The 22,064-nt window shown below is 73.6% G+C and carries 16 protein-coding genes and 1 pseudogene; 4 read left to right on the top strand and 13 right to left on the bottom strand.

What is annotated here, in order from left to right; all coding sequences use genetic code 11:
• Window positions 1-44: 44 nt before the first annotated feature.
• The 7 genes from FHS39_RS19755 to FHS39_RS19725 all read right to left on the bottom strand — a co-directional run bounded on the left by FHS39_RS19755 (window position 45) and on the right by FHS39_RS19725 (window position 10,858).
• Window positions 45-1,787 (bottom strand): IucA/IucC family siderophore biosynthesis protein, encoded by a 1,743-nt coding sequence (locus FHS39_RS19755; RefSeq protein ID WP_246470367.1) that lies wholly within the window; start codon window positions 1,785-1,787, stop codon window positions 45-47.
• Window positions 1,787-3,007, bottom strand: a complete 1,221-nt coding sequence (locus FHS39_RS19750; protein WP_184350697.1) for an ATP-grasp domain-containing protein — start codon at window positions 3,005-3,007, stop codon at window positions 1,787-1,789. The genes FHS39_RS19755 and FHS39_RS19750 overlap by 1 nt, the downstream gene beginning before the upstream one ends.
• 167 nt (window positions 3,008-3,174) lie before the next feature.
• Entirely contained in the window at window positions 3,175-4,683 is a 1,509-nt protein-coding gene (locus FHS39_RS19745) for a carboxyl transferase domain-containing protein (protein ID WP_184350696.1), read from the bottom strand.
• A gap of 4 nt (window positions 4,684-4,687) precedes the next feature.
• Window positions 4,688-5,197: a ribonuclease FAU-1 family protein gene (locus FHS39_RS19740; protein ID WP_184350695.1), complete on the bottom strand. Its 510-nt coding sequence runs from the start codon at window positions 5,195-5,197 to the stop codon at window positions 4,688-4,690.
• Between the two features lie 115 nt (window positions 5,198-5,312).
• Entirely contained in the window at window positions 5,313-6,185 is an 873-nt protein-coding gene (locus FHS39_RS19735) for an alpha/beta fold hydrolase (protein ID WP_184350694.1), read from the bottom strand.
• Window positions 6,186-6,371: 186 nt separating this feature from the next.
• Window positions 6,372-7,415, bottom strand: a complete 1,044-nt coding sequence (locus FHS39_RS19730; protein ID WP_184350693.1) for a DNA polymerase Y family protein — start codon at window positions 7,413-7,415, stop codon at window positions 6,372-6,374.
• Complete coding sequence (locus tag FHS39_RS19725) at window positions 7,412-10,858, bottom strand: DNA polymerase III subunit alpha (protein WP_184350692.1); 3,447 nt, start codon at window positions 10,856-10,858, stop codon at window positions 7,412-7,414. Before FHS39_RS19725 ends, FHS39_RS19730 begins: the two co-directional genes overlap by 4 nt.
• 212 nt (window positions 10,859-11,070) lie before the next feature.
• Between FHS39_RS19725 and FHS39_RS19720 the strand changes: the two genes are divergently transcribed.
• The 3 genes from FHS39_RS19720 (at window position 11,071) to FHS39_RS19710 (ending at window position 14,613) form a co-directional block, all read left to right on the top strand.
• A complete protein-coding gene (locus FHS39_RS19720; protein ID WP_184350691.1) occupies window positions 11,071-12,105 on the top strand; it encodes a DUF3533 domain-containing protein in 1,035 nt (344 codons plus the stop codon).
• A 118-nt stretch (window positions 12,106-12,223) separates the two neighbouring features.
• Complete coding sequence (locus FHS39_RS19715) at window positions 12,224-13,618, top strand: NAD(P)/FAD-dependent oxidoreductase (protein WP_184350690.1); 1,395 nt, start codon at window positions 12,224-12,226, stop codon at window positions 13,616-13,618.
• Between the two features lie 551 nt (window positions 13,619-14,169).
• A complete protein-coding gene (locus FHS39_RS19710; protein ID WP_184350689.1) occupies window positions 14,170-14,613 on the top strand; it encodes a subtilase-type protease inhibitor in 444 nt (147 codons plus the stop codon).
• Window positions 14,614-14,711: 98 nt separating this feature from the next.
• Here the strand turns inward: FHS39_RS19710 and FHS39_RS19705 are convergent, their stop codons facing one another.
• The 5 genes and pseudogenes from FHS39_RS19705 to FHS39_RS19685 form a co-directional block, all read right to left on the bottom strand.
• The gene (locus tag FHS39_RS19705) at window positions 14,712-15,602 is read right to left on the bottom strand and encodes a S1 family peptidase (protein WP_184350688.1); all 891 of its coding nucleotides are present in this window, start codon (window positions 15,600-15,602) and stop codon (window positions 14,712-14,714) included.
• A 261-nt stretch (window positions 15,603-15,863) separates the two neighbouring features.
• Complete coding sequence (locus FHS39_RS19700; protein ID WP_184350687.1) at window positions 15,864-16,877, bottom strand: slipin family protein; 1,014 nt, start codon at window positions 16,875-16,877, stop codon at window positions 15,864-15,866.
• A 155-nt stretch (window positions 16,878-17,032) separates the two neighbouring features.
• Window positions 17,033-17,956, bottom strand: coding sequence for a trypsin-like serine protease (locus FHS39_RS19695; RefSeq protein WP_184350686.1), 924 nt, complete (start codon window positions 17,954-17,956; stop codon window positions 17,033-17,035).
• Window positions 17,957-18,168: 212 nt separating this feature from the next.
• A pseudogene (locus FHS39_RS19690) lies at window positions 18,169-18,702 on the bottom strand (LLM class oxidoreductase); the annotation flags it as partial.
• Between the two features lie 117 nt (window positions 18,703-18,819).
• Window positions 18,820-20,064: a DUF5685 family protein gene (locus FHS39_RS19685; protein ID WP_184350685.1), complete on the bottom strand. Its 1,245-nt coding sequence runs from the start codon at window positions 20,062-20,064 to the stop codon at window positions 18,820-18,822.
• A gap of 276 nt (window positions 20,065-20,340) precedes the next feature.
• Between FHS39_RS19685 and FHS39_RS19680 the strand changes: the two genes are divergently transcribed.
• Complete coding sequence (locus FHS39_RS19680) at window positions 20,341-20,787, top strand: cell division protein SepF (protein ID WP_184350684.1); 447 nt, start codon at window positions 20,341-20,343, stop codon at window positions 20,785-20,787.
• 85 nt (window positions 20,788-20,872) lie between these two features.
• Here FHS39_RS19680 and FHS39_RS19675 read toward each other — a convergent pair whose 3' ends face one another.
• On the bottom strand, window positions 20,873-22,042 hold the full coding sequence (locus tag FHS39_RS19675; RefSeq protein WP_184350683.1) for an acyl-CoA dehydrogenase family protein: 1,170 nt from the start codon (window positions 22,040-22,042) through the stop codon (window positions 20,873-20,875).
• Between the last annotated feature and the right edge of the window lie 22 nt (window positions 22,043-22,064).

Here is a 22,064-nt window from a genome sequence, read left to right as displayed (position 1 = left end):
AGCGGCTCCAGCGGAGGGGGGAGGGGGCGGGCCGGTGTGCGCCGTCACCGGGCCGTCGGCAGCAGGTAGTTGGGGCCGTCGACGTAGTACTTGTTGATGTCGGTGGCGCCGGAGCGCTCCTTGGTGAGCAGCGTGCCGGCCGTGACCATGGCCTTGACCGGCAGCCGGCGGGCGGCCAGGACCCGGGCGCGCAGGACGGCGGCGGGCCCAGGGGCGAGCCGGGCGATGGCTTCGGCGAGCCGGTCGCGCAGCTGGGCCAGCCAGCCGTCCAGGGTGCCCCGGCCGAGCCGGGCCAGCTCGAAGGCGAGGGCGCCGGCGCACAGGTGGACGGTGATGGTCGCGAAGACGTCGGCGACGGGCCCGTCCCCGGCGACGAGTATCCGCCGGTCGCCGAAGCCGAGCAGGCCGTCCGTCGCACGGCCGATCCGGGCCGCGAGCCGGGCGGGGTGCACGCGGGGGTCGTCGTTGTCCTTGAGCAGCAGCCGCAGCCGGGGCCGGCCGTCGGCCTCGTCCAGGACGACGGAGGTGTTCTGCTGGTGGGATTCGAGGGCGATGCCGTACGAGAAGAGGGTGGTGTGCCAGTCCATCAGCAGCGTCAGATAGGCGTCGAGGAAGGTGGCGAGGCAGCCGCCGTAGTAGCGCTCGGCGAGGGCTTCGGCGACGAGACGGCCGTCGGGGGCGCGGGCGAGCAGTGCGGCGACGGGGACGATGTGGGCTTCGTGGAGGCCGGGTGGGTGGCGGCGCACCAGGGCGGCGAGGAGTTCGTGGTCCGCGTCCAGGTGGGTGCGCTCGTCGGCCAGCAGGACGGTGGCGGCGAAGCGCGGCTCGCGGGCGGTGATCTCCTCCAGCAGCCGCTGGGAGACCTCGCCGTCGAGGAGCGTGCCGGGTTTGATGGTGCGCCGGTTGAGCCGGCCCAGAGTGGCGGTGGTGAGGGGCAGTTTGAGGTGGGTGGCGAGGTCGCCCGCGACCGCGACCGTACGGGTGGACAGGGTGGGGATCACCTCCAGCCACGGCTGCTCGGCGAGGTGGGCGCGGCCGGCGAGTCCGGTGGCGCGCAGGGCCGGGGCGAGCGGCCCGGCGGCGGTGAGCGGGTGGACGGGCAGGGCGAGGTGGGTGGCGTCCAGCCCGCTCAGGCCGAGGGCCGAGGGTGCGGGCCACCACGCGGGCAGCTCCGCCCGCTCGCCGCGCACGGCCGTGTGCGGGAGGGCGAGCCAGCGCAGCGGGAAGCGGGGGTGGAACTCGGGTGCGTGGGCCCGCAGTTCGTCCTCACCCAGGCCCGACCTGGCGCGGCCGGTGGGGTGGACGGGGTGGTCGCGGAAGGCGGCGAGGGTGTCGAAGGCGAGCGCGCCGCGCTGCCCGGTCCAGGCGGTGACGGTGTCCCCGTACGTCCCTGCCAGCCGTTCGACGACGCCCGGGCGCAGCCGGTCGTGCAGGTGGGCGGTGGCGAGGGCCTCGCGGCACTCGGCGGCGAAGGCGTCGAAGCCGGGCCGGTCCTCGGCGGCCACGGCCCCGCGGAGCCGGTCCAGGACGGGGCGGAGGCCGGTGAGGCGGGTGCCGTCGGCGGTCTCCAGCAGGGCCTCGCGGGCCTGGATCTCGCACTGGAAGCCGTCGGCGGCGACCGGCACCAGCAGCGTGCCGCCCGCGGCCCGGAGCCGGAGCCAGTCGCCGTCCGGGCGGTGCTCGGTGCGGGCGGTGCGGCGCAGTCCGTAGGGGTCCTCGCGCAGCAGGGTGGTCAGGACCCGGACCAGGAGCGCGTTCTCCGCCGTGTCGGTCGTGGTCCTGCTCATCAGCCGATCTCCCATCGCCGGGACGCCAGGAAGTCCGCGACTGCGCGGTCCATCCGGTCGTCGTCGGTGCCGGTGGCCCACAGCGCGCCCAGGAAGTCGCGGTTCGAGTGGTGGAGCGGGTGTTCCTCGCCGAGTGCGCGCAGCGGCCGGTAGACCAGCCGGACGCCGTCGCGCTCGGTGTCGCTCGCCCCGGGCGCGGCCTTGAGGGTGCCGCCGCGCTCGGCGCGCACGTACTCCATACGTACCCGGGCGCCGGCGGGCGCACCTGGGCGGGCGGGCAGCCGCTCGCCCAGGTGGGTGCGCAGGATGTCCTCGAAGAGCGGGACGCCGAGCAGTTCGGCGAGGGCCAGGTCGCTGTGGTCGCCGACGGCGCGGTAGTTGACCTCGATGATCCTGGCCCGGTCGCCCTGGGCCACGTACTCGGTGTGGCAGGCGCCGAGGCCGACGCCGAGGGCTTCGAGCTGGGCGACGACCTGCGCGCTGTGCGGCTGGGGCGGGGCGGGCAGCAGGTGGCAGCGTTCCTCGGTGAAGTACGGCAGCGGGGAGAGCTCGGTGCGGAAGGCGGCGACCGTGTGCAGGGTGCTGCCGTCGCCGAGGGTCTCCAGGGTGTGCAGCTCTCCGTCGAGGTACTCCTCGGCGACGAGCGCGGCGCCGGGCCGCCGGGCCCTGATCTCGCGGCAGCGGCCGACGAGTTCGCTCGCGCTGCCGACCAGGACGACGTCCTCGCTGGCCACGCCTTCGCGGGGCTTGAGGACGCAGGGGAAGGGCAGGTCCGTCGCGGCGAGGGCGGCCGGGTCGTCGTCCGGCGCCAGCTCGGCGGAGCGGACGGTGTCCAGGCCCGCTGCGGCGAGGACGCGGCGCAGCTGCGCCTTGTTCTTGGCGTTGTACGTGGCCCGCCAGTCCTTGCCGCGGAGGCCGAAGTAAGCGGCGGCCAGGGCGGCCTGGGTCTGGAGGTGGTCGCTGTTGGTGAAGACGGCGTCGGGGCGGCCGAGGGCGGCGATCCGGTCGATGACCTCGCGGTAGTCGCCGACGTCGCAGGGGACGACGTCCAGTGCGGGCAGCGGGGCGCCGCCGTGGGCCGTGTGCCGCTCGTAGGCGCGTCTGTGTGCCGTGGGCTGGTCGGTGAGGAGGGTGACCGTCAGGCCGAGCCGGGCGGCGGCGGGCAGGAAGCCCTCGGTGACGGAGTCGGTCGGTTTGAGCGCGAGCAGATGCAGCCGCACGGCAGGCGCCTTTCGGGCCGGGGTGGACGAGGGGTGCTTGCGCGGGTGACGCTGCCGCCACTCTTGCCCTCGCCCTCCGCCGTGTCGACACCGCCGCACCACGGGGACGACCCTAGGTTAGGTAACCCTAAGTCTGTCAATTCCCCGAGGGAGTGCCGGTGCGTGCCTCACTTCGCGCTCCCCAGGCGGCGGTAGCGTGCGCGCCGTGCGGCGAGGCGCTCGCCTTGGTCGCACGCCCTCAGAGCGGCCAACTCCGCGCCCAGCAGCGGTCCGAGGGTCAGCAGGAGGCCGGTCTCGCCGTCCTCCTCCACGAGCCGGTCCACGATGCCGCTGGCCATGAGGTCGGCGGAGCGCACGCCTTGGCGCTCAGCGACCTCGTAGGCCCGGTCGGTGGTGCGGTGGAGAATGGCCGACGCGCCCTCGGGCGGCAGCGGGGAGAGCCATGCGTGCCGGGCGGCGACCACCCGGTCCGCCGGGAGCAGCGCGAGCGCGGCGCCGCCCGCGCCCTGGCCGAGCAGCAGGCACAGGGTGGGTGCGGGCAGGGTGACCAGGTCGGCGAGGCAGCGGGCGATCTCCCCCGCCAGCCCGCCCTCTTCGGCCTCGCGCGAGAGTGCGGCCCCGGCGGTGTCGACGACGCTGAGCAGTGGCAGGTTCAGCTCGGCGGCGATGCGCATGCCGCGCCGGGCGGCCCGCAGTCCGGCTGGCCCGAGCGCCTGCCCGTGCCGTCCGGATGCGGGGGGCCGGCCGCGGTCGTGCCCCAGGACGACGCAGGGCACACCCCCCACGCGGGCGAGCGCGAGCAGCATCCCCGGGTCGCGCTCGCCGGCGCCGGTCCCGCTGAGCGGTGTGACGTCGCCGGCGACGGCTGCCAGCAACTCCCGTACACCGGGCCGTCCGGGCAGCCGCGACCGCCGGATCGATTCGGCGGCGGACGGTGCGATTGCCGGCGCCCCGGCGACCTCGGCCACCGCTGCCCCGGCGGCCGGAACCGTCTCGCCGCACAGGACCGACAGCGACCGCGCCACGATCTCCCCCAGCCGCGCCGCGGGCAGCACTGCATCGACGAGCCCGTTGGCCAGCAGGTTCTCCGCCACCTGGACGCCTTGCGGGAACTCCTCGCCGTAGAGCGCCTCGTGGACGCGCGGACCCAGGAAGCCGATGAGGGCTCCCGGTTCGGCGGCCGTGAGGTGCCCCAGGGAGCCCCAGGAGGCGAGGACGCCTCCCGTCGTGGGGTGGCGCAAATAGACCAGGTACGGCAGGCCCGCGGCCTTGTGGTCGGCGATCGCGGCGGTGACCTTGACCATCTGCAGGAAGGCGATCGTGCCTTCCTGCATCCGCGTGCCGCCCGAGGCGGGCGCCGCCAGCAGCGGCAGGCCCTCGGCCGTGGCCCGCTCCACCGCCCGAACCAGCCGCTCCCCCGCCGCCACCCCGATCGACCCGGCCAGGAAGCGGAATTCGCAGGCCACCACGGCCACTCGGCGGCCGCCGACCGTGCCCTCGCCGGTGACCACGGACTCGTCCAGGCCGGTCCGCTCGCGTGCGGCGAGCAGGTCGGCGCGGTAGCCGGGGTCGTCGGTGCTCACATCGACGGGTTCGTCCCAGCCGTGCCAGCTGCCGGGGTCCACCACGGCGGCGATGAGGTCGAGGGCGGGCGTACGGGGGTTGTTCGCGCTCATGGCCTCACCCTGCCACGCGCTCCGCCAGCAGGGCGGCGAACCCACCGGCGCGGGCCAGCGCCTCCAGCTCGTCCAGTGCCCGCCGGGCCGAGGCGGCGGCGTCCCGGTCGCGCTCGGCGAGGCCGCTGGCGTCGAACTCGTCCTCGTCCAGGCGCAGGACGGTCGCCGCGTCGGCCGACAGCCACAGGTCGAGGTCGAGGTCTTCGACGACCACCTCCTCGCCGATCTCGGCCGGGCGGGCGACGTCGCAGTACCAGCCCTTGAGGGCACCGGCCGCGTCCCGCACCTCCATGACCGCGTACCAGCGGTCGCGCCAGTAGTGCTCGGTGAACACGTCGCCCTCCTCGAAGCGGACGAACCCGAAGTCGCGGGAGCCCGCCCCGGCCCAGGGCGCGCGCACCACGGCGTGCGTGCCGTCGTCGCGGACGACGACCGCCGGGTAGCGGACCTTGGTGCGGCCGCCCTTCACCAGCCTGACCGTCACGCTCTCGCCTGCCGTCAGAGTCCTGCTCATGTCGTGCTCCTCGAACCTGTGCAACCCGCCGTCGTGGGACGCCGTGAAGCCTCCCCGACGGCGGGCCGCGGTGCCACCGGTTTTCCCGCGGCGCGGACCACGCCGCGGGACTGCCCTATCCGATGACGGAAGCGCAGGTGGTCGGCGTGGCGTGGGCCGGGTCGAGGGAGTTGAGGATCTCGTGGAAGACGACGCGGTCGATCGTGCCGAGCGCGACGTGCTCGGAGAGGTCGACCGGGCAGAGGTCCTGGACGAGGACGTTGCGCACGTCGGGCCCGGTCAGGAACTGCGAGCGGTAGGGCGTCGCGATCTCGTCCCACTTGCTCGCGATGACCGTGTAGTGGACGCCGGGGACGGTGTCACCGCCCTCGTTGAGGCGGCGCAGGAAGTCGGAGCCCTGGGCCTGGTCGGTCAGGCCCGGGGTGAGGCCGGAGATCGCGGCGCGGGCGCCGGGGACGACGTCGAGAAGCTTGGTGAGGCCGGACAGCGTGGTGCCGTGGCTGGTGGGGGCCATGGCGATGAGGGAGTTGACCTTGTCCGCACCGCCGAGGAACTTCAGGTAATAGCGCGGCATCATGCCGCCCTGGGAGTGCCCGACCACGTCGACCTTCGGCGCGCCGGTGGCTGCGAGCACCTTGTCGACGAAGGCGGCGAGCTGCCCGGCCGACTTCTCGATGGGCCCGAGGCCGTGGAAGAAGGGGATGCCGGGCACCTGCCCGTAGTCGTAGGAGAAGACGCAGTAGCCGCGGTTGGTCAAGTAGGGCGCGAAGGCGAGCCAGTTGTCGACGGAGTTGCCGAGGGTGCCGTGGGAGAGGACGACGGGCCTGGGGTGGGCGGCCGATGGCTTGCAGGAGTAGTCGTTCCAGCCACTGCTGACAGTCTCGGCGTGGGCGGGCGCGGCGGTGGCGGTCTGCGGGACGGCGGCTACGGTGAGTGCCAGGGCAAGGGCAGGCAGGAGGGCACGCAGGGGTCTCCAGGGCAGCTTCACATGAACTCCTCGCAGGTGGGGGGGGAGAAACGCTAGGGCGAACGGGGACACCCTTACCACCGGTTCGCTGATAGCGCGTCAACTTACGTGCGAGTAGGGTGCGCGCTGGTCATGCCGCCGTCAAGGAAAGCGGCACGCATCTTTGCGAACAGAACAAGCCACCGCCCCGCAGAAACAGGGACGCGCTCAGGCCACGTGGTGTGCCGAGGCGAGGCCGACCGCCGCCATCCCGAAGCGCGCCCGGGCCCGGTCCACGGCCGCCTCCACCCGGCGCGCCTTCTCGTCCTCCGGGTCGAAAGAAAGCTGGTGCGCGACGAGTTGGGCGTCGCACAGCCCTTCGGCGCGCAGCGCCACGGCCCGCACCCGGGCCCGCTGCAGGCCGAGCGCGGCGTGCAGCGCATAGGCGGCGGCGGTCAGTTCGGGGGTATGCGCGGTCGGTTCTGGGAAAGTCCGGGAACGAGTGGTCGAGGAGCCGTCGGCATAGCGGACGGTGAGCTTCAGACCGCGTGCTACCTGACCGCTCTGCCGCAGCCGGAGCCCCAGCCCGTCGGCGAGCGCGAGCAGCGCGCGGCGGCGCCGGTGCGGGTCCAGTTCGTCGCTGCCGAAGCGGTGTTCGGACCCCATGGAGCGGACGCGGGCGTCCGGGGTGACGGGCGTCGGGTCGATGCCGCGGGCCCGTTCGTGGATCCGGCGCCCGGCGGCCGCACCGAGGACGCGCTGGAGCGCGGACAGCGGCGCCTCGGCGATCCGGCCGACGCTGTCGAGCCCGTAGGCGCACAGCGTACGGGCGGTGGCGGGCCCCACCCCGTACAGGGCGGCGGCGGGCTTGCGGGCCAGGAACGCGGCCACGGCCTGCGCGTCGTCCGGGAGCGTGCGGACCGACCCCGGCGGCCCGTCGTGTGCGGTCATCCGCGCGAGCATGGGGTTGCCCGCGATGCCGACCGTGCAGTCGGCCCCGTACCGGGCGAGGGCCCGCACCCGCAGCAGCGCGGCCAGTTCCGCCGGGTCGTGCCCGAAGTACCGCACCGCGCCCCGCACGTCCAGCAGCGCGGCGTCGGGCGGCAGCGCCTGGACGACGGGCGTCACCTCGGCGAGCAGGGCGAGCAGCCCGTCGTAGGTGTCCTCGGTCAGGGCCGGGCCGGCCACGGGGTGGAAGTGCACGTAGAGCACGCCCGCCGCCGGGGGGCGGTCCGGCACGGCGGCGAGGTGGCGGCCCTCGCCCGCGCTCATCCCGCGCTCCCCGGGCTCGCGTGCCACAGCTTGCGGCCGGTGGCCGCGCCCTCGCCCGCGGGCCGGAGGTCGGACCAGGGGTGCAGGGCGTAGCCGGTGGACAGCCGGATGCGGCGCTGCGACGGTGCGGCGCCGGCGCCCGCTGCACCGCCTGCGGCCAGCAGTGCGGCCACCGCGTCCAGGCCGCCTTCGGCGCGGAGGGCGGCGAGCTCCGCGAGGTCCCAGGCCGCGGCGCCCACGACGCTCAGGCTGCGCGGGCCGCGGCGCTGGACCACGCCGCGCACGAGCAGCAGCCAGGAGTGGAAGACGGTGTGTGCGCACGCCGCGTGGCTGTCGTCGAAGAAGGCGCAGTCCACCAGGCCCGTGCCGTCGTCGAGCGTGGTGAAGATGACCCGCTTGCCCGAGCGGACGGGCGGGGTCTGGGTGGCGGCCTTGGCGCCGGCGACCAGCACGGTCTCGCCGTGGCGCGCATCGCGCAGCAGCCGGGCGGGCATGGCGCCCAGCTCCTGCAGGAAGTCCCGGTGCCGGGACATCAGATGGCGCGATGCGTCCATGCCGAGCACGCTCAGCTCCGCGCCGAGCCGCTCCTCCGCGTCGAGGTCGGGCAGGCCGATGGGCTCGGCCTGCGCGCTGTCGACCAGGGTGGGCTGGGCGGCGTCGCCGCGCCGGTGCCGGTGCAGTTCCGCGATGTGCAGCAGCAGGTCGCGGCGGTTGGTGCCGAACGCGTCCAGCGCCCCCACCCGCGCGAGCCGTTCGGCCACGGGCCGCCCGGGGCGGGCGCGTTGCCACAGGTCCACCAGCGAGGTGTAGGGGCGGCCGGCCACGATGCGGTGGGTTTCGGCCTCGGAGATGCCGTGCACTTCGGAGAGCGCCAGGCGGATGCCGAAATCACCGGACACCAGTTCGATCGAATAGGCGGCGCCCGAGCGGTTCACGTCCAGCGGCAGGATCGGCACCCCGCGCCGCCGGGCGTCCGCGAGCAGCAGCCGCTTGGGGTACATCCCCGGGTCGTGGGTGAGCAGGCCCGCGTAGAAGGCGGCCGGGTGGTGCGCCTTGAGCCAGGCCGACTGGTAGGTCGGCACGGCGAAGGCCACGGCGTGCGCCTTGCAGAAGCCGTACGAACCGAACGCCTCGACGATCTCCCAGGTGCGCCGGGCCACCTCGGACGAGTAGCCCTTGCGGCGCGCCGCCGCCGCGAACCAGGCGCGCACCCGGCCGATCAGCTCGGGATCGGACAGGGCGCGGCGCGTCTCGTCCGCGTAGGCCCGGTCGCAGCCGGTCATGATGCGCAGGATCTCGATGATCTGCTCGTGGAAGACCACCACGCCATAGGTCTCGCGCAGCGTCTCCTCCAGGTCCGGGTGCGGGTAGCGGGCGGGGGCGCGGCCGTGCCGGGCGGCGATGAAGGGCCGCACCATGTCGGCCGCGACCGGGCCCGGCCGGAACAGCGAGATGTCGACCACGAGGTCGTGGAAGTCCTCGGGCTGGAGCCGGCCGATCAGATCGCGCTGGCCGGGCGACTCGATCTGGAAGCAGCCCAGCGTCTCGGCGGAGCGGATCAGCTCGTACGTCCGCCGGTCGCCCGGCGGCACCTGCGCCGGGTCGTCCAGATCGATGCGGCGCCCGGTGGCCCGTGCCAGCTCGGCGGTGGCGTGCGCCATCGCGGACTGCATCCGCACCCCCAGCACGTCGAGCTTGAGCAGCCCGAGCTCCTCCACGTCGTCCTTGTCGAACTGCGACATCGCGAACCCCGCGCCGCTGGTGGGCACGACGGGGGTGCGGGCCCGCAGCGAGGCGTCCGACAGCAGCACCCCGCACGGGTGCATGGCGATCCCGCGCGGCAGTCCGTCCAGCGCCTCCACCAGCTCCCACATCCGGTGCCCCGCGCCGTACCGGCCGGCGGCGACGCCGCGCAGCTCGGGCAGTTCGGCGAGCGCCGCGCGGGCGTCCTTGGCCCGGATGTGCGGGAAGGCCTTGGCGAGCCGGTCGACCTCGGCCGGCTCCATGCCCAGGGCCGCGCCCACGTCCCGCACCGCGTGCCGCACCCGGTAGGTCTCGGGCATGGAGACGGTGGCGACGCGCTCCTCGCCGAAGCGGTCGAAGATCGCGCGGTAGACGTCCAGGCGGCGCGCGGACTCCACGTCGATGTCGATGTCGGGCAGCGCGGCCCGGCGCACCGACAGGAAGCGCTCCATGAGCAGGCCGTGCGCGACGGGGTCGGCGTGCGCGATGCCGAGCAGGTGGTTGACGAGCGAGCCCGCGCCGGAGCCGCGGGCGGCGACCCGGATGCCGAGCGCCCGGGTGTCGTCGACGATCTGCGCGACGGTGAGGAAGTACGAGGGGAAGCCCCGCGCCTCGATGACGGCCAGCTCCTCCTCCAGCCGGTCCCAGTGGCGGCGGTCGCGGTCGTAGCCGCGCAGCACCATGGCCGCGGCGCAGCGGGAGCGCAGCACGCGCGCGGCGGTGCGCCGCCCGGCCCCCACCAGGTGCGGCTCAGGGAAGTGGACGGTGCCCAGCCCCAGGTCGCCCTCGGGGTCGACGAGGCACTCGGCGGCGGTCTCCTCCGTCGTGGTCAGCAGCCGGTGCGCTCCTTCGCGGCGCTCCCCCGCGGCCTCGGCGATCCGCTCGGCGGCGTCCGCCATGGCGGACGCGCCTTTCAGCCAGCGCTCCCCGCCGTCGAGGGCCTCGGGCCTGCGGGGGTCGACGGGCACCAGCAGCCGCGCCGCGTCGAGGACGTCGGCGACGGGGCCCTGCCCGGGGTCGGCGTAGCGCACGGCGTTGGTCAGCACGGCCCGTACGCCGTGTTCGGCGGCGAAGCCGACGGTGCGGGCGGCCAGCCGCAGGGAGCCGGGGCCGGTGCCGGTGCGGCCGTGCCAGACGGCCTCCAACCGCAGGCCGTCACCGAACAGTTCGCGCCAGGGCGCGAGCAGCCGTGCCGCCCGGTCGGGGCGGCCCGCGGCGAGGGCGCGGCCGACCTCGGAGCCGGGGCCGAGCAGGACGGTCAGCGGGGCGCGCAGCCCGGCCGCGGCGCCCGCCAGGTCCGCGTGGCGCAGCTCGGGGCGCTCGGTGCCTCCGGCGTGTGCGGCGGAGACCAGGGCGCACAGCGCGGCCCAGCCGTACGCGCCGTCGCGGGCGAGGAAGACCGCGCGGGGCGCCGATTCGTCGACGAAGGCCCCGCCGCGCACGGGGGTCCGCCTGCGCACGGCCGGCCCGGGCTCGGGCTCGGGGTCCCGTACGGCCAGGTCGACGCCGAACAGCGGGCGCACCCCGGCCCTGGCGGCGGCCCGGGCGAAGCGGACGGTGCCGGCGAGGCTGTCGCGGTCGGTGAGGGCGAGGGCGTCCAGGCCGCGCTCGGCCGCCCGCTCGGCCAGCCGTTCCGGGTGGGTGGCGCCGTACCGCGCCGAGAACCCCGACGCGGTGTGCAGATGCGTGAAGCCTGCCATCGCGCCTCCTGCCGCTTCCCCACCTCCTGGTCGGCTCGTCCGTCCGACATTTCCTGGCCGAAAACAGCCCTTCCTCTTCCCCCCACCATAGACCACTTCTCGAACGTTCGTACGAATGTCTGTGCGAACCCGTACGAGCGCTCGCGCGCACGCCGTCCCTCGAACGGCCCGCACGACCTGCGCCGCCCCACCGGCGCGCGCAGGCTCGGGGCATGGTCCTCACCCCCGGCGGCTCCGCCCGTTTCGTCGAAGAGGTCCGGCAGGCGGTGACCGGCCGCGCGGCGGCACTGGTGCTCGGCGCCCTGGTGCTCCAGCTCGCGTTCATCGCCTCCTACATCGGGGCCTTCCACAGCCCCAGGCCGAAGGAGATCCCGCTGGGCGTCGTGGCCCCGCAGCAGATCAGCGCGGAGCTGGCCGGCAAGCTCGGCGCACTGCCCGGCGACCCGCTGGACCCGCGCGTGGTCCGGGGCGAGGCGGACGCCGTCCGCCGGATCCGCGAACGCGACCTGGACGCCGCGCTGATCGTCGACCCGCGCGGCACCACCGACACCCTGCTCGTCGCGGGCGGCTCCGGCGCCTCGCTCGCCCAGGCCACGGAGACGGTGGTGACCAAGGTCGAGAAGTCGCAGCAGCGCAGCGTGAAGGTGCGCGACGTCGCTCCGGCGGCCCGGGGCGACGCCCGGGGCCTGACCTCGTTCTACCTGGTCGTGGGGTGGTGCGTGGGCGGCTATCTGTGTGCCGCGATCCTCGCCGTCAGCGCCGGGGCCCGCCCCGCCAATCTCCACCGGGCCGTCATCCGGCTCGGCGCGATCGCCCTCTACGCCCTCGGCTCCGGCCTGCTCGGCGCCGTCATCGCGGGCCCCGCGCTCGACGCCCTGCCCGGCAGCATCCCCTGCCTGTGGGGGCTGGGCGCGCTGGTGGTCTTCGCCGTCGGCGCCATCACCCTGGCCTTCCAGGGGCTCGCGGGCATTGTGGGCATCGGGCTGGCCATCGCGCTCGTCGTCGTGCTCGGCAACCCCAGCGCGGGCGGCGCCTATCCCTATCCGCTGCTGCCGCCCTTCTGGCGCACCATCGGGCCGGCCCTGCCACCGGGGGCGGGCACCTGGTCCGCCCGCTCCATCGCATACTTCCGGGGCAACGCCCTGACCGGCCCGCTGCTGGTGCTCTCCGCCTGGGCCGTGGCCGGGACGGTCGTCACGCTGACGTGCTCGGCGCTGCGGTCCAGGAAGTCCTCGCCCGGCGCCTGAACCACCGGCGCGCGCCGGTCGGTGCGCTGACGAGCCGGTGATCCCGGTACGGGCGCGGGTCCACTCTGTTGGGGGCCGTGCAGCGTCACGGCCCGGCAGACGGACAGGGGAGGTCCATGTGGCGTCCGGCACGGACATATCCCGGGCGGAGGCCGAGGCGGCCCCGCGGCCCTGGCGGCAGGCGGTGGTGCTCGGCGGCGGTTACGCGGGCCTGCTCACCGCCCGGGTGCTGGCCGAGACCTTCGAGCGCGTCACCGTCATCGAGCGGGACCGGGCGCCCCGCCCCGGCGAGCCCCGCCCCGGAGTGCCGCAGGCCCGGCACCCCCACGGCATGCTCGCCCGGGGCGGACAGCTCCTGGAGATCCTCTTCCCCGGCCTGCGCGAGGAACTCTCCGCACGGCAGGCGCCCGTCTTCGACTTCGGCACCGCCTACCGCAGCCTGCTGCCCACCGGCTGGGCGCCCAGCGCCCACCTGGACATCCCGCTGCAGTCCTGCGGCCGGGACACCCTGGAGGAGTGCCTGCGCCGCCGGGTGACCGCCCTGCCCCAGGTGGAGACCCTCGACGGCTTCCGCGCCGACGGGCTGGCCCTCGACCGCGCCGCGGGCCGCGTCCGGGCCGTCATCGGCCGCAGGCTGGCGCCGGGTGCCACCCCGGAGAACCTCACCCTCCCCGCCGACCTGGTCGTCGACGCCACCGGCCGCTCCTCGCCGCTGTCCCGCTGGCTCGAGGCGGCGGGCTATCCGCGGGCCCGCCGGCTCGCCGTCGCCTCGCCCTTCGCCTACTCCTCACGGCTGTACGAGATCCCCGACAGCGCCCGCGACCACGACTGGCTCTGCTCCGTGGAGGTCCCCTTCCTGCCCGCCGTGCCACGCGGCGGCGGCATTCTCGCCATCGACGGCGGCCGCTGGATCATCTGCCTGATCACCCGCGACGACGACCTGCCGCCCGCGGACGACACCGGCTTCCTGGAGTACGCCACCGGCCTGCGCAACCCCCACTTCGCCGAATGCGTCGCCGAGGGCACCCCGCTCTCGCGCACCTACCGGCACACCAATCCCGGCAACCACTGGACGCTCTTCCACAAGATGCCCGCCTGGCCCGACGGCCTGACCGTCCTCGGCGACGCGCTGTGCACCCTCAACCCCCTCTACGGGCAAGGGATGACGGTCGCCGCCGAGCAGGCCGTCCTGCTCGGCACCATGCTCGGCGAGCGCGCCGCCGCCGGGAAGCCCGCCGGGCCCGTGGCCCGCCCGTTCCAGCGGCGCGCCGCCCGGCTGCTGCGCCTGCCCTGGACGTTCAGCACCACCGCCGACCTCGCCGCGGACCCCTCCCGGGCGCTCTCGGTCGGCCGCCGCCTCGCGCACCGGTATCTGACCGGCCTGCTCGCCGTCCTGCCGGAGGACCCGGCCGCCTACCGCCGCTTCGCCCGCGTCCAGCACATGCTCGACGGCCCCGCGGCCCTCGCCCACCCCTCCGTCCTCCTGAGCGTCCTGCGTCACCGCGCGCGCTGATGGACCGCCGCAACTGATTGGTCGCTGTATACGAAACGGCGGAAGCGGTGTCAGCGGCCCCTCCGCGGGCATCAACACCAGTGACGAGAGAGCCTTTTGAGGACAGACCGAACGGTCGGTCTGAGTGCTCTTCGGCCATTACTGCGGAGCTCCGCAGCCCTGCAGGTCGCCCCGCAACCGCCGGGCGGACCGCTTTTCGGCCTGGCCTCGCGAGCCTTCCGAGCCAACACCGAGGCCCTTCGATACGACGATCAACAAGCCATTAAATCAAGCTTTCCAAGGCTTCCCTAAGGGGTCGTCAATGATTACAAGGGATCTGCGCTGGTCAACACTCCTGAAACATTAAATCCCCCTCTTCCCCGCCAAGTCGGACACTCCCGTCCGCCCGGCGTTTACCTGGCGCCACCCCGGAGACCCGTTTCACATGAGATCGAGCCACTACGGAAAGTCTTCAACCGGCGACTGAAAGTGTTCGATGGGCGTGCGTTCATGCCCAACTTGGGCCAGACTGCCGTCCGTTATCTGCACCCACGAGCAAGGGAGTGTTCGGAATGCGGTACATCACTGGGGGGATCGCGCTGGGGGCCGCGCTGGCATTGGGCGGCCTGGCGGCGGCCGGGACGGCCGCGAACGCCGCGCCCGCGCAAGCGGCGCAGACGCAGAGTCTGTACGCGCCCTCAGCGCTCGTACTGACCGTCGGCCAGGGCGACGAGGCGGCGACCGCGAACGTACAGCGCGCGGTGACGCTCACCTGTATGCCCAAGCCCGCAGGCACACACCCGGACGTGCGCGGCGCCTGCGCCCAGCTCCGTCTGACCGACGGGGACTTCGATCAGATCACCAAGATCAAGTCCGACACGTTCTGCACCAAGGAGTGGAACCCGTCCGTGGTCACGGCCATAGGCGTCTGGGAAGGCAAGCGCGTCAACTACGAGCACACGTTCGCCAACCCGTGCGAGGCGAAGGCGGGCAAGGGCACGGTCTTCGAGTTCTGACCGGAGGCCAGCCACACCGCGCGGCCACAGCACGCGAAAAGCGGCCCCCGGACACCGTGGAGGTGTGTCCGGGGGCCGCCGCCTGTGGGGGCGCGCCCTCAGCCGAGCTGCGCCTTGAGCGCGGCCAGGGCTTCCGGGAGCGGCTGGTAGTAGGTCTCCCCGCCCTGCAGCCCGCAGCTGCCGACACCGCCGGAGAGCACGCCGAGACCCTTGTCGTGGTCGAAGAGGGGGCCGCCGCTGTCCCCCGGCTCGCCGCAGACACTGGTCTTGATCAGCCCCGTGACCTGCCCCTCCGGGTAGTTGACCGTGGCGTCGATGCCGGTGACCTTGCCGCTGTGCACGCCGGTGCTGGAGCCGCTGCGCTCGACCGTCTCACCGACGGACGCGAGGGCGGCCTCGCGGATGGCCTGCGCACCGGAGCCGTGGAGGTTCACGACGCTCGGGTGGTCGCCGCCGGCGGTGTACTCCGCGAGCGCGTAGTCGTGCCCGGGGAACACCGAGGCCACGGTCTTCGCGATCTCCGGGCCGCCCTGGGTGGCGGACCAGCTCGGCACGGCGTTGCCGCAGTGTCCGGCCGTCAGGAAAGCAGCGGGCCTGCCGGGCCGGGTGACGTTGAACCCCGCCGTACAGCGGGCGGAGCGACCGTAGACCGCGTCGCCGCCGCCGAGGAAACGGGTGAGCCTGCCGGGGACCGTACGCACCACCACGGCCCCGCCGGAGCCGGAGACGACCTCGTCGAGCTTGGCCCGCCGGGCGCCGGTGACGGTGGAATCGGCGGTGACGACCACCCGGCCCAGTCTGGGGTCCGTCGCCCACGCCGTACCGGGAATGGCGGCGGTCTTGCTCAACTCCTCCTGCACGACGTCGAGTTGGGAGTCGGAGAAGCGGGTGGCGGCCGAAGCGGACGACGCGTGGGCGGACTGCGGGAGAAGGACGGCGGCGGTGAGGGCAAGAGCGGCGGCGAGAGCCGAGGCGGCGCGCGCGGGCATCCGGCGGATGGTCAACTCGACACCTCCAGTGGGGGGTCGGGTTCCCGGCGGCGATGCTGCGTCCGGGACCCGGAGGACGTGCGGCACGGGTCGCGTCCATGCCAAGTCGTCCGTCGAGTGTCCCGATCGGAGGGGGGAGTGCACAAGGGCGACTTCCAGTCGCGCGCATGACCATGCGCGCGCCCCCATCACGCGCCGCGCGCTTGCCGGGGGCGTTCGAGGGCTCTACGCCCTATGCCGTACCCCTGCCTTGCCTATGCCTTACGCACGCTCGGTGCCCGCCCCGCCGTCCCCGGGCTCCGCGGACGCCGGGCGCTCCACGGGCTCCGCGGTCTCCGAAGGCTCTGTGAACTTCAAGGGCTCGGAGGACGCCGAGGGCTCCGAGAGCTCCAGGGGCTCCGCGGACCCCAAGGACGCCAAGGACTCCGCGATCTGCGAAGCCTCCGGCGCCTCTTCGAGTTCGATCCGCTCGGCCGCGGGCTCGGCCTCCGGCCGGGCCGGCGGCGCGGCCTCCCCGTGGCCGGCCCGCTCCAGGAACCGCAACAGCTCCACAGGGAACGGCAGCACCAGCGTCGAGTTCTTCTCGGCGGCGACGGCCACGATCGTCTGCAGCAGCCGCAGTTGCAGCGCCGACGGCTGCCCGGACATCGTCCGAGCCGCCTCCGCCAGCTTCTTCGACGCCAGCAGCTCCGCGTCCGCGTTGATCACGCGGGCCCGCCGCTCCCGCTCGGCCTCGGCCTGCCGCGACATCGACCGCTTCATCGTCTCCGGCAGGGAGACGTCCTTGATCTCGACCCGGTCGATCTGCACGCCCCAGCCGATGGCCGGGCTGTCGAGCATCAGCTCCAGGCCCTGGTTGAGCTTCTCCCGGTTGGAGAGCAGGTCGTCCAGGTCGCTCTTGCCGATGATCGAGCGCAGCGAGGTCTGTGCCATCTGCGAGACCGCGAAGCGGTAGTCCTCGACGGCGATCACGGCCTCGGTCGGGTTGACGACCTTGAAGTAGACGACCGCGTCCACGCGCACGGTCACGTTGTCACGGGTGATGCCCTCCTGGGCGGGCACCGGCATGGTGACGATCTGCATGTTCACCTTACGGAGCCGGTCGACTCCGGGAACGATCAGCGTGAACCCGGGCTGCCGGACGTTGGGCAGCAGCCGCCCCAGGCGCAGCACCACTCCGCGCTCGTACTGCTTGACCACCCGGGCCGCCCCGACCAGGTACACCACCCCGGCGGATCCTGCGGCCACCACTGCCACCACGAGGTCTTCGAGCATCACGACCCCCTGCCGTACGCATAGGCGATACATCCACGGTATGCCCGCGCCGGGGCGTGGTCGAGCCCCTGGCCGGGCGGGCCGGGGGCTCTGTGCTGCTGGCCGAGAGGCTGGGGAAGGGCGGAAGCGCTCGCGGTCAGACGCGGGAGGGGGCGCTAGAAGATGCTCACCCCGTAGGCGCTGAGCGCCTTGGTGACCGGCTGGAAGAAGGTCGTGCCGCCGGAGGTGCAGTTGCCGCTGCCGCCGGAGGTCAGCCCGAGGGCGGTGGAGCCGGCGAAGAGCGCGCCGCCGCTGTCGCCCGGCTCGGCGCAGACGTTGGTCTGGATCAGGCCGCGGACCACCTGGCCGTTGCCGTAGTTGACGGTGGCGTTCAGGCCGGTGACCTTGCCGCCGTGCACCTTCGTGGTGGAGCCGCTGCGCTGGACGCTCTGGCCCACGGCGGCGTTGCCCGCGGAGGTGATGCGCTGGGAGCTGCCGTTGTAGAGGTCGACGGCGCTGGGGTGGGCGAGGGAGCCGTTGGTGTACTGCACGATCCCGTAGTCGCTGCCCGGGAAGGTGGTGCCGGTGGTGGGGCCGATGCTCGTGCTGTGGCTGGAGTTGGTGTAGTAGGGCGGCTTGCCCTGGGTGCAGTGGCCGGCGGTTAGGAAGTAGTAGGTGTTGCCCTTGCGGACGTTGAACCCGACCGAGCAGCGCCAGGTGGGTGCGTAGATCGCGTCGCCGCCGGCGAGCAGCGGCTTGAGGGTGCCGGGCGTGCGCTCGACGCGTATCGCGTCGGCCAACGGCCCGGCCTGCTGTCTGATCCTGGCTATGGCGGCGGCGGAGACCGTGGAGTCGGCGGTGACGACCACGTCTCCGTTTGCCCGGTCGACAGCCCAGGCGGTGCCCGCGACGTCGGCCGACTCGACGGCGGAGCTCGCGGCGGACAGCTGGGCGGCGGAGAAGGCGGTGCTTGCCGCGCCGGGCTCGGCGTGGGCGCTGGTGGCAGCGAGTGCGGAGGCGGCCAGGAGGCCGGAGGCCACGGCGATGACCCTGGCTCGGCGGGCGGTGCCGGTACGGGGGGTGGTGCGCTTGATCCTCACGTCTTTCCTCCCGAGGGGGGTCCGGGGCCCGCCGGTGGGACGGGCCCGTGAGGCGCACAGCCAAGAGGCACGCAGGATTCCACTTTCGCCGTGCCCCTGACAAGCGCTGTCCGGGAGTATTCGGGCATCGGACACCGCGGCGCAAGAGCGCCTTTCGGACGCGCCCCCGGCGCGCGACGAGCGCCCCGAGGAGGCTCCCCCGAGCCCGCCGCTCACCCCTTCCCCGCGGGCCGCGCGAGTCCGAGGTGCTCGCGCAGTGTGTGCCCGGAGTACTCCGTGCGGAAGGCGCCGCGCTCCTGGAGCAGAGGGACGACCCTCTCGACGAAGTCGTCGAGGCCGCCGGGGGTGAACTGGGGGACGAGGATGAAGCCGTCCGCCGCACGGAGGGTGACGAACTCGTCGAGGGCGTCGGCCACTTGGGCGGGCGTCCCGATGAAGGACTGCCGGCCGGTGGTCTCGATCACCGTCTGCCGGATGGACAGGCCCTTGGCCTCGGAGACGGCCCGCCACTTCGCGGCGACGGCGAGCGGATCGCCGATGCGCACCCGGCCCTGGGCCGGGCGGCCTTCGGGATCGGGGTCGATGTCCGGCAGCGGGCCGTCGAGGTCGTAGCCGGACAGGTCGCGGCCCCAGACCTGTTCCAGGGTGAGCAGGGCGGTCTGCGGGGAGACCTGCTGCTTGCGGATCTCGGCGGCCTTCTCCTGGGCCTCGGCCGCCGTGTCGCCGAGGACGAAGGTCACCCCGGGCCACGGCCGCCCGCCCCGCCTCCCCGGCGGCAAAGCCGGCGCCTCCGCTGCCTTCACCCCGGCCGTCGCTCCGGCCGCACCCTCCCCTCGCGCCACTTTCTGCTCGGTCAGTACCTTTCAGCAGTCACAGCCACAATCGCATCCATCACATCCGTCGCATCCATCGCAGCATTTGCCGCAGCAGTTGCAGGCATCGCAGCAATCACCACAGCCACTGCAGTCGCCTCCACCGCAGTCGCAGTTGTCGGCACAGATGGAGCACCAGGCCTCGCGCGGCTTCCCGCTCCAGGGGTCCATATAGGGGTCCTTGCAACACACCTGGCACGTACAGCACATCACGCTCCACACCGCGCACCCGGCGATCAGCCCGCGCCGCCTCCCCCACCTCGGCGGCTGCGGCGGCGCGGGCGGGGGCATGTAGGACGGCGGGCCGAAGGCGCCCTGGTGTTCCGCGGCTCCCCGGTGTCCGGGGTTCGCACAGGTGTGGCCGCCGTCGGAGAACGCCCGGTCGACCGCGCTCTGCAGTTCATGGGCGAGCAGGAGATGCGCGAGCCTGCCCTGCGCCTTGCTGCCGAACTCCACCTCGCGCAGCGCCAACCGCACTCCGTGCACGGCGTCGTCGCACAGCCGCCGCACCTCGGCGAGCGGGGTCTGCGTGGCGGCGACCGGGTTCCATGCGCCGGTACGGGCGTCCTCGGCCAGGTCTTCGACGGCGTCCAACAGGTGTGCCAGCCGCCCGAAGAGCCGGCCCGCCTCCTCCAACGGCGCCCGGTTGGCGGGCCGCCCGGCCAGTACGGCCGTGTAGCCGAAGGCCGCGGCGGTCGCCGTCTCCGTCGGCTCGGTGATCTGCACCAGGGGGGTGCCCGGCCCGGCGAGCTCCTCGAGCCCGGTCTGCCGTTCGACCGCGTCGACCAGTACGGCGGTGTCGAAGCCGAGTTCGGAGCCGGTACGTGCGCCCGCCCGGTCCCACTTGGCGGCGATCCGGCGGGCGGCGGCCGCGACCGGGCGCCTGCCCAACGCTCCGTCCCCATCGGCAACATGGTCCCGCATCTTGGCCGAGGCCAGTACCAGCGAGACGGACGCGGCCAGCCGGGCGCCCTCGCCCTTGGCCACGGAAGCGCTGCGCATGCCGCGCAACGGGCACGGACCGGCCGTGCGCCGCCAGGAGTTCGCACCTTCGGCGCGCGAGGACTGGGCCTCGACCAGAACGGATATGACTAGACCGTCATAGTTGGTGGCTATTCGAGCAAACTGCCCGTGATCGCCCCTCAGAGCGAGGCAGAGGCCGCAAAGATGCGCCATCCACTCCGTCCGCATGCTCTCGGACAGCCGATGACGGCATGGCCTGATAATCCCGAACAAAACGTGTCCCCGTGTGTGGTGTCGATGTGCCCGGGCATCCTAGTCACCGGGGAGAATCGTGTTGGGCCGTGGCCTGCACGCACCCGACCCATGCCGCATATGCCCAGGTCCAGCGCCTGTGGCTGACTCCTCGAGGTTTCTGACGCACCGACACCCGCTTTGCACCAGATGCGTCACGAAATCCTCGCTTGGCCGCCATCCACTTGGCACATCATCCGCATCATGGACGACCATAGGGGAGCGGGCGGAACACACCGCGTGTGAGAGGAGGCGTCCATGGGATCGGTGCGCAAGGCGAGTGCCTGGCTTGGCCTCGTCGACGACAGCGATGGCGAGGGCTACTACGGCGGCTACGAAGAGGACTCGTACGAAGGGCCCGAGCCAGCCGACTCCTGGGTCACCAACCCCAAGGTGCGGGTGGCCGACGAGGTCGCCCAGGAGCAGGGCACCCGGATCGCCACCGTCACCCCGGACGGCTTCCGGGACGCCCGCGGCATCGGCGAACTCTTCCGCGAGGGCGTGCCGGTGATCGTCAACCTCACGGCGATGGAGCCCGGCGACGCCAAGCGGGTCGTGGACTTCGCGGCCGGTCTGACGTTCGGGCTGCGCGGCTCCATCGAGCGCGTCGCCAACCGCGTCTTCCTGCTCACCCCCGCCGACTACAAGGTGGTCAGCGGGGAGCCCATGCGCCGCGCCAACGGCGGCTTCTTCAACCAGAACTGACGCGGGGGGGCCGGCCGGGGGTCCGGGGGTCGGCCCCCGGGCAAGCACAGCAATCAGAACTGACTGGGACCCAACGGGCAGGTGCTTACCGGAACGCGTCGATGCCGGTGAGCGCCTTGCCCAGCACCAGTTGGTGCATCTCCACGGTGCCCTCGTAAGTGAGCACCGACTCCAGGTTCGTGGCGTGCCGCATGACGGGGTATTCGAGCGAGATCCCGTTGGCCCCCAGGACCGTCCGCGCGGTGCGGCAGATCTCGATCGCCTCGCGCACGCTGTTGAGCTTGCCGAAGCTCACCTGCTCCGGCCGCAGCCGCCCCGCGTCCATCCGCCGCCCCAGATGGTGGGCGAGCAGGATGCCCTTGTGCAGCTCCACCGCCATGTCGGCCAGCTTGGCCTGGGTGAGCTGGAAGCCACCGATCGGCCTGCCGAACTGCTCCCGGGTCTTCGCATAGTCCAGCGCCGTCTCGAAACACGTGCGCGCGGCGCCCATCGAGCCCCACACGATCCCGTACCGGGCGTGGCTCAGACAGCTGAGCGGCCCGCGCAGGCCGACGGCCTCCGGCAGCACCGCGTCCGCGGGCAGCCGCACCTCGTCCAGCACCAGCTCGCTGGTGACCGAGGCGCGCAGCGACCACTTGTGCTTGATCTCCGGCGCGGACAGACCCGGGCTGTCCGCCGGCACGACGAAGCCGCGGATGCCCTCCTCGGTCTGCGCCCAGACCACGGCCACCCCGGCCACCGAGCCATTGGTGATCCACATCTTGCGGCCGGTCAGGACCCAGTCGCCCCCGGCCTCCCGCTTGGCGAACGTCCGCATGCCCGCCGGGTCGGAGCCGTGGTCAGGCTCGGTCAGCGCGAAGCAGCCGATGATCTCGCCTGCCGCCATGCCGGGCAGCCAGCGCTGCTTCTGCTCCTCGGAGCCGAAGCGGTGGATGGCGTACATCGCGAGGGAGCCCTGCACCGAGACCAGCGAGCGGATGCCGGAGTCGGCGGCCTCCAGCTCCAGGCAGGCCAGCCCGTACTGCACGGCGCTCGCGCCCGCGCAGCCGTAGCCGGTGAGCTGCATGCCCAGGGCCCCGATCGAGCCCAGCTCGCGGGCGAGTTCACGGATGCCAGGGAGGCTGCCGCTCTCGTACCACTCGGCGATGTGGGGCAGCACGCGGTCGGCCGCCCATTGCCGGACGGTGGCGCGGACGGCCCGGTCCTCGTCGGTGAGGAGGTCGTCGATCGCGAGCGGATCGTGCGGGTCGAACACGGGGGCCTCCGGGCTCGGGTGC

The sequence above is a fragment of the Streptomyces olivoverticillatus genome (assembly GCF_014203555.1).
GTDB classification, from domain to species: Bacteria; Actinomycetota; Actinomycetes; order Streptomycetales; family Streptomycetaceae; genus Streptomyces; species Streptomyces olivoverticillatus.
Note: the sequence above shows the minus strand (reverse complement) of the source record. Positions and strands in the feature narration are given on the sequence as shown.

Coding starts and splice junctions, on each gene's coding strand:
- FHS39_RS19755 (WP_246470367.1), bottom strand. CDS start 1,787: ATGAGCAGGACCACGACCGACACGGCGGAGAACGCGCTCCTGGTCCGG.
- FHS39_RS19745 (WP_184350696.1), bottom strand. CDS start 4,683: ATGAGCGCGAACAACCCCCGTACGCCCGCCCTCGACCTCATCGCCGCC.
- FHS39_RS19740 (WP_184350695.1), bottom strand. CDS start 5,197: ATGAGCAGGACTCTGACGGCAGGCGAGAGCGTGACGGTCAGGCTGGTG.
- FHS39_RS19730 (WP_184350693.1), bottom strand. CDS start 7,415: ATGAGCGCGGGCGAGGGCCGCCACCTCGCCGCCGTGCCGGACCGCCCC.
- FHS39_RS19725 (WP_184350692.1), bottom strand. CDS start 10,858: ATGGCAGGCTTCACGCATCTGCACACCGCGTCGGGGTTCTCGGCGCGG.
- FHS39_RS19720 (WP_184350691.1), top strand. CDS start 11,071: ATGGTCCTCACCCCCGGCGGCTCCGCCCGTTTCGTCGAAGAGGTCCGG.
- FHS39_RS19710 (WP_184350689.1), top strand. CDS start 14,170: ATGCGGTACATCACTGGGGGGATCGCGCTGGGGGCCGCGCTGGCATTG.
- FHS39_RS19705 (WP_184350688.1), bottom strand. CDS start 15,602: ATGCCCGCGCGCGCCGCCTCGGCTCTCGCCGCCGCTCTTGCCCTCACC.
- FHS39_RS19700 (WP_184350687.1), bottom strand. CDS start 16,877: ATGCTCGAAGACCTCGTGGTGGCAGTGGTGGCCGCAGGATCCGCCGGG.
- FHS39_RS19680 (WP_184350684.1), top strand. CDS start 20,341: ATGGGATCGGTGCGCAAGGCGAGTGCCTGGCTTGGCCTCGTCGACGAC.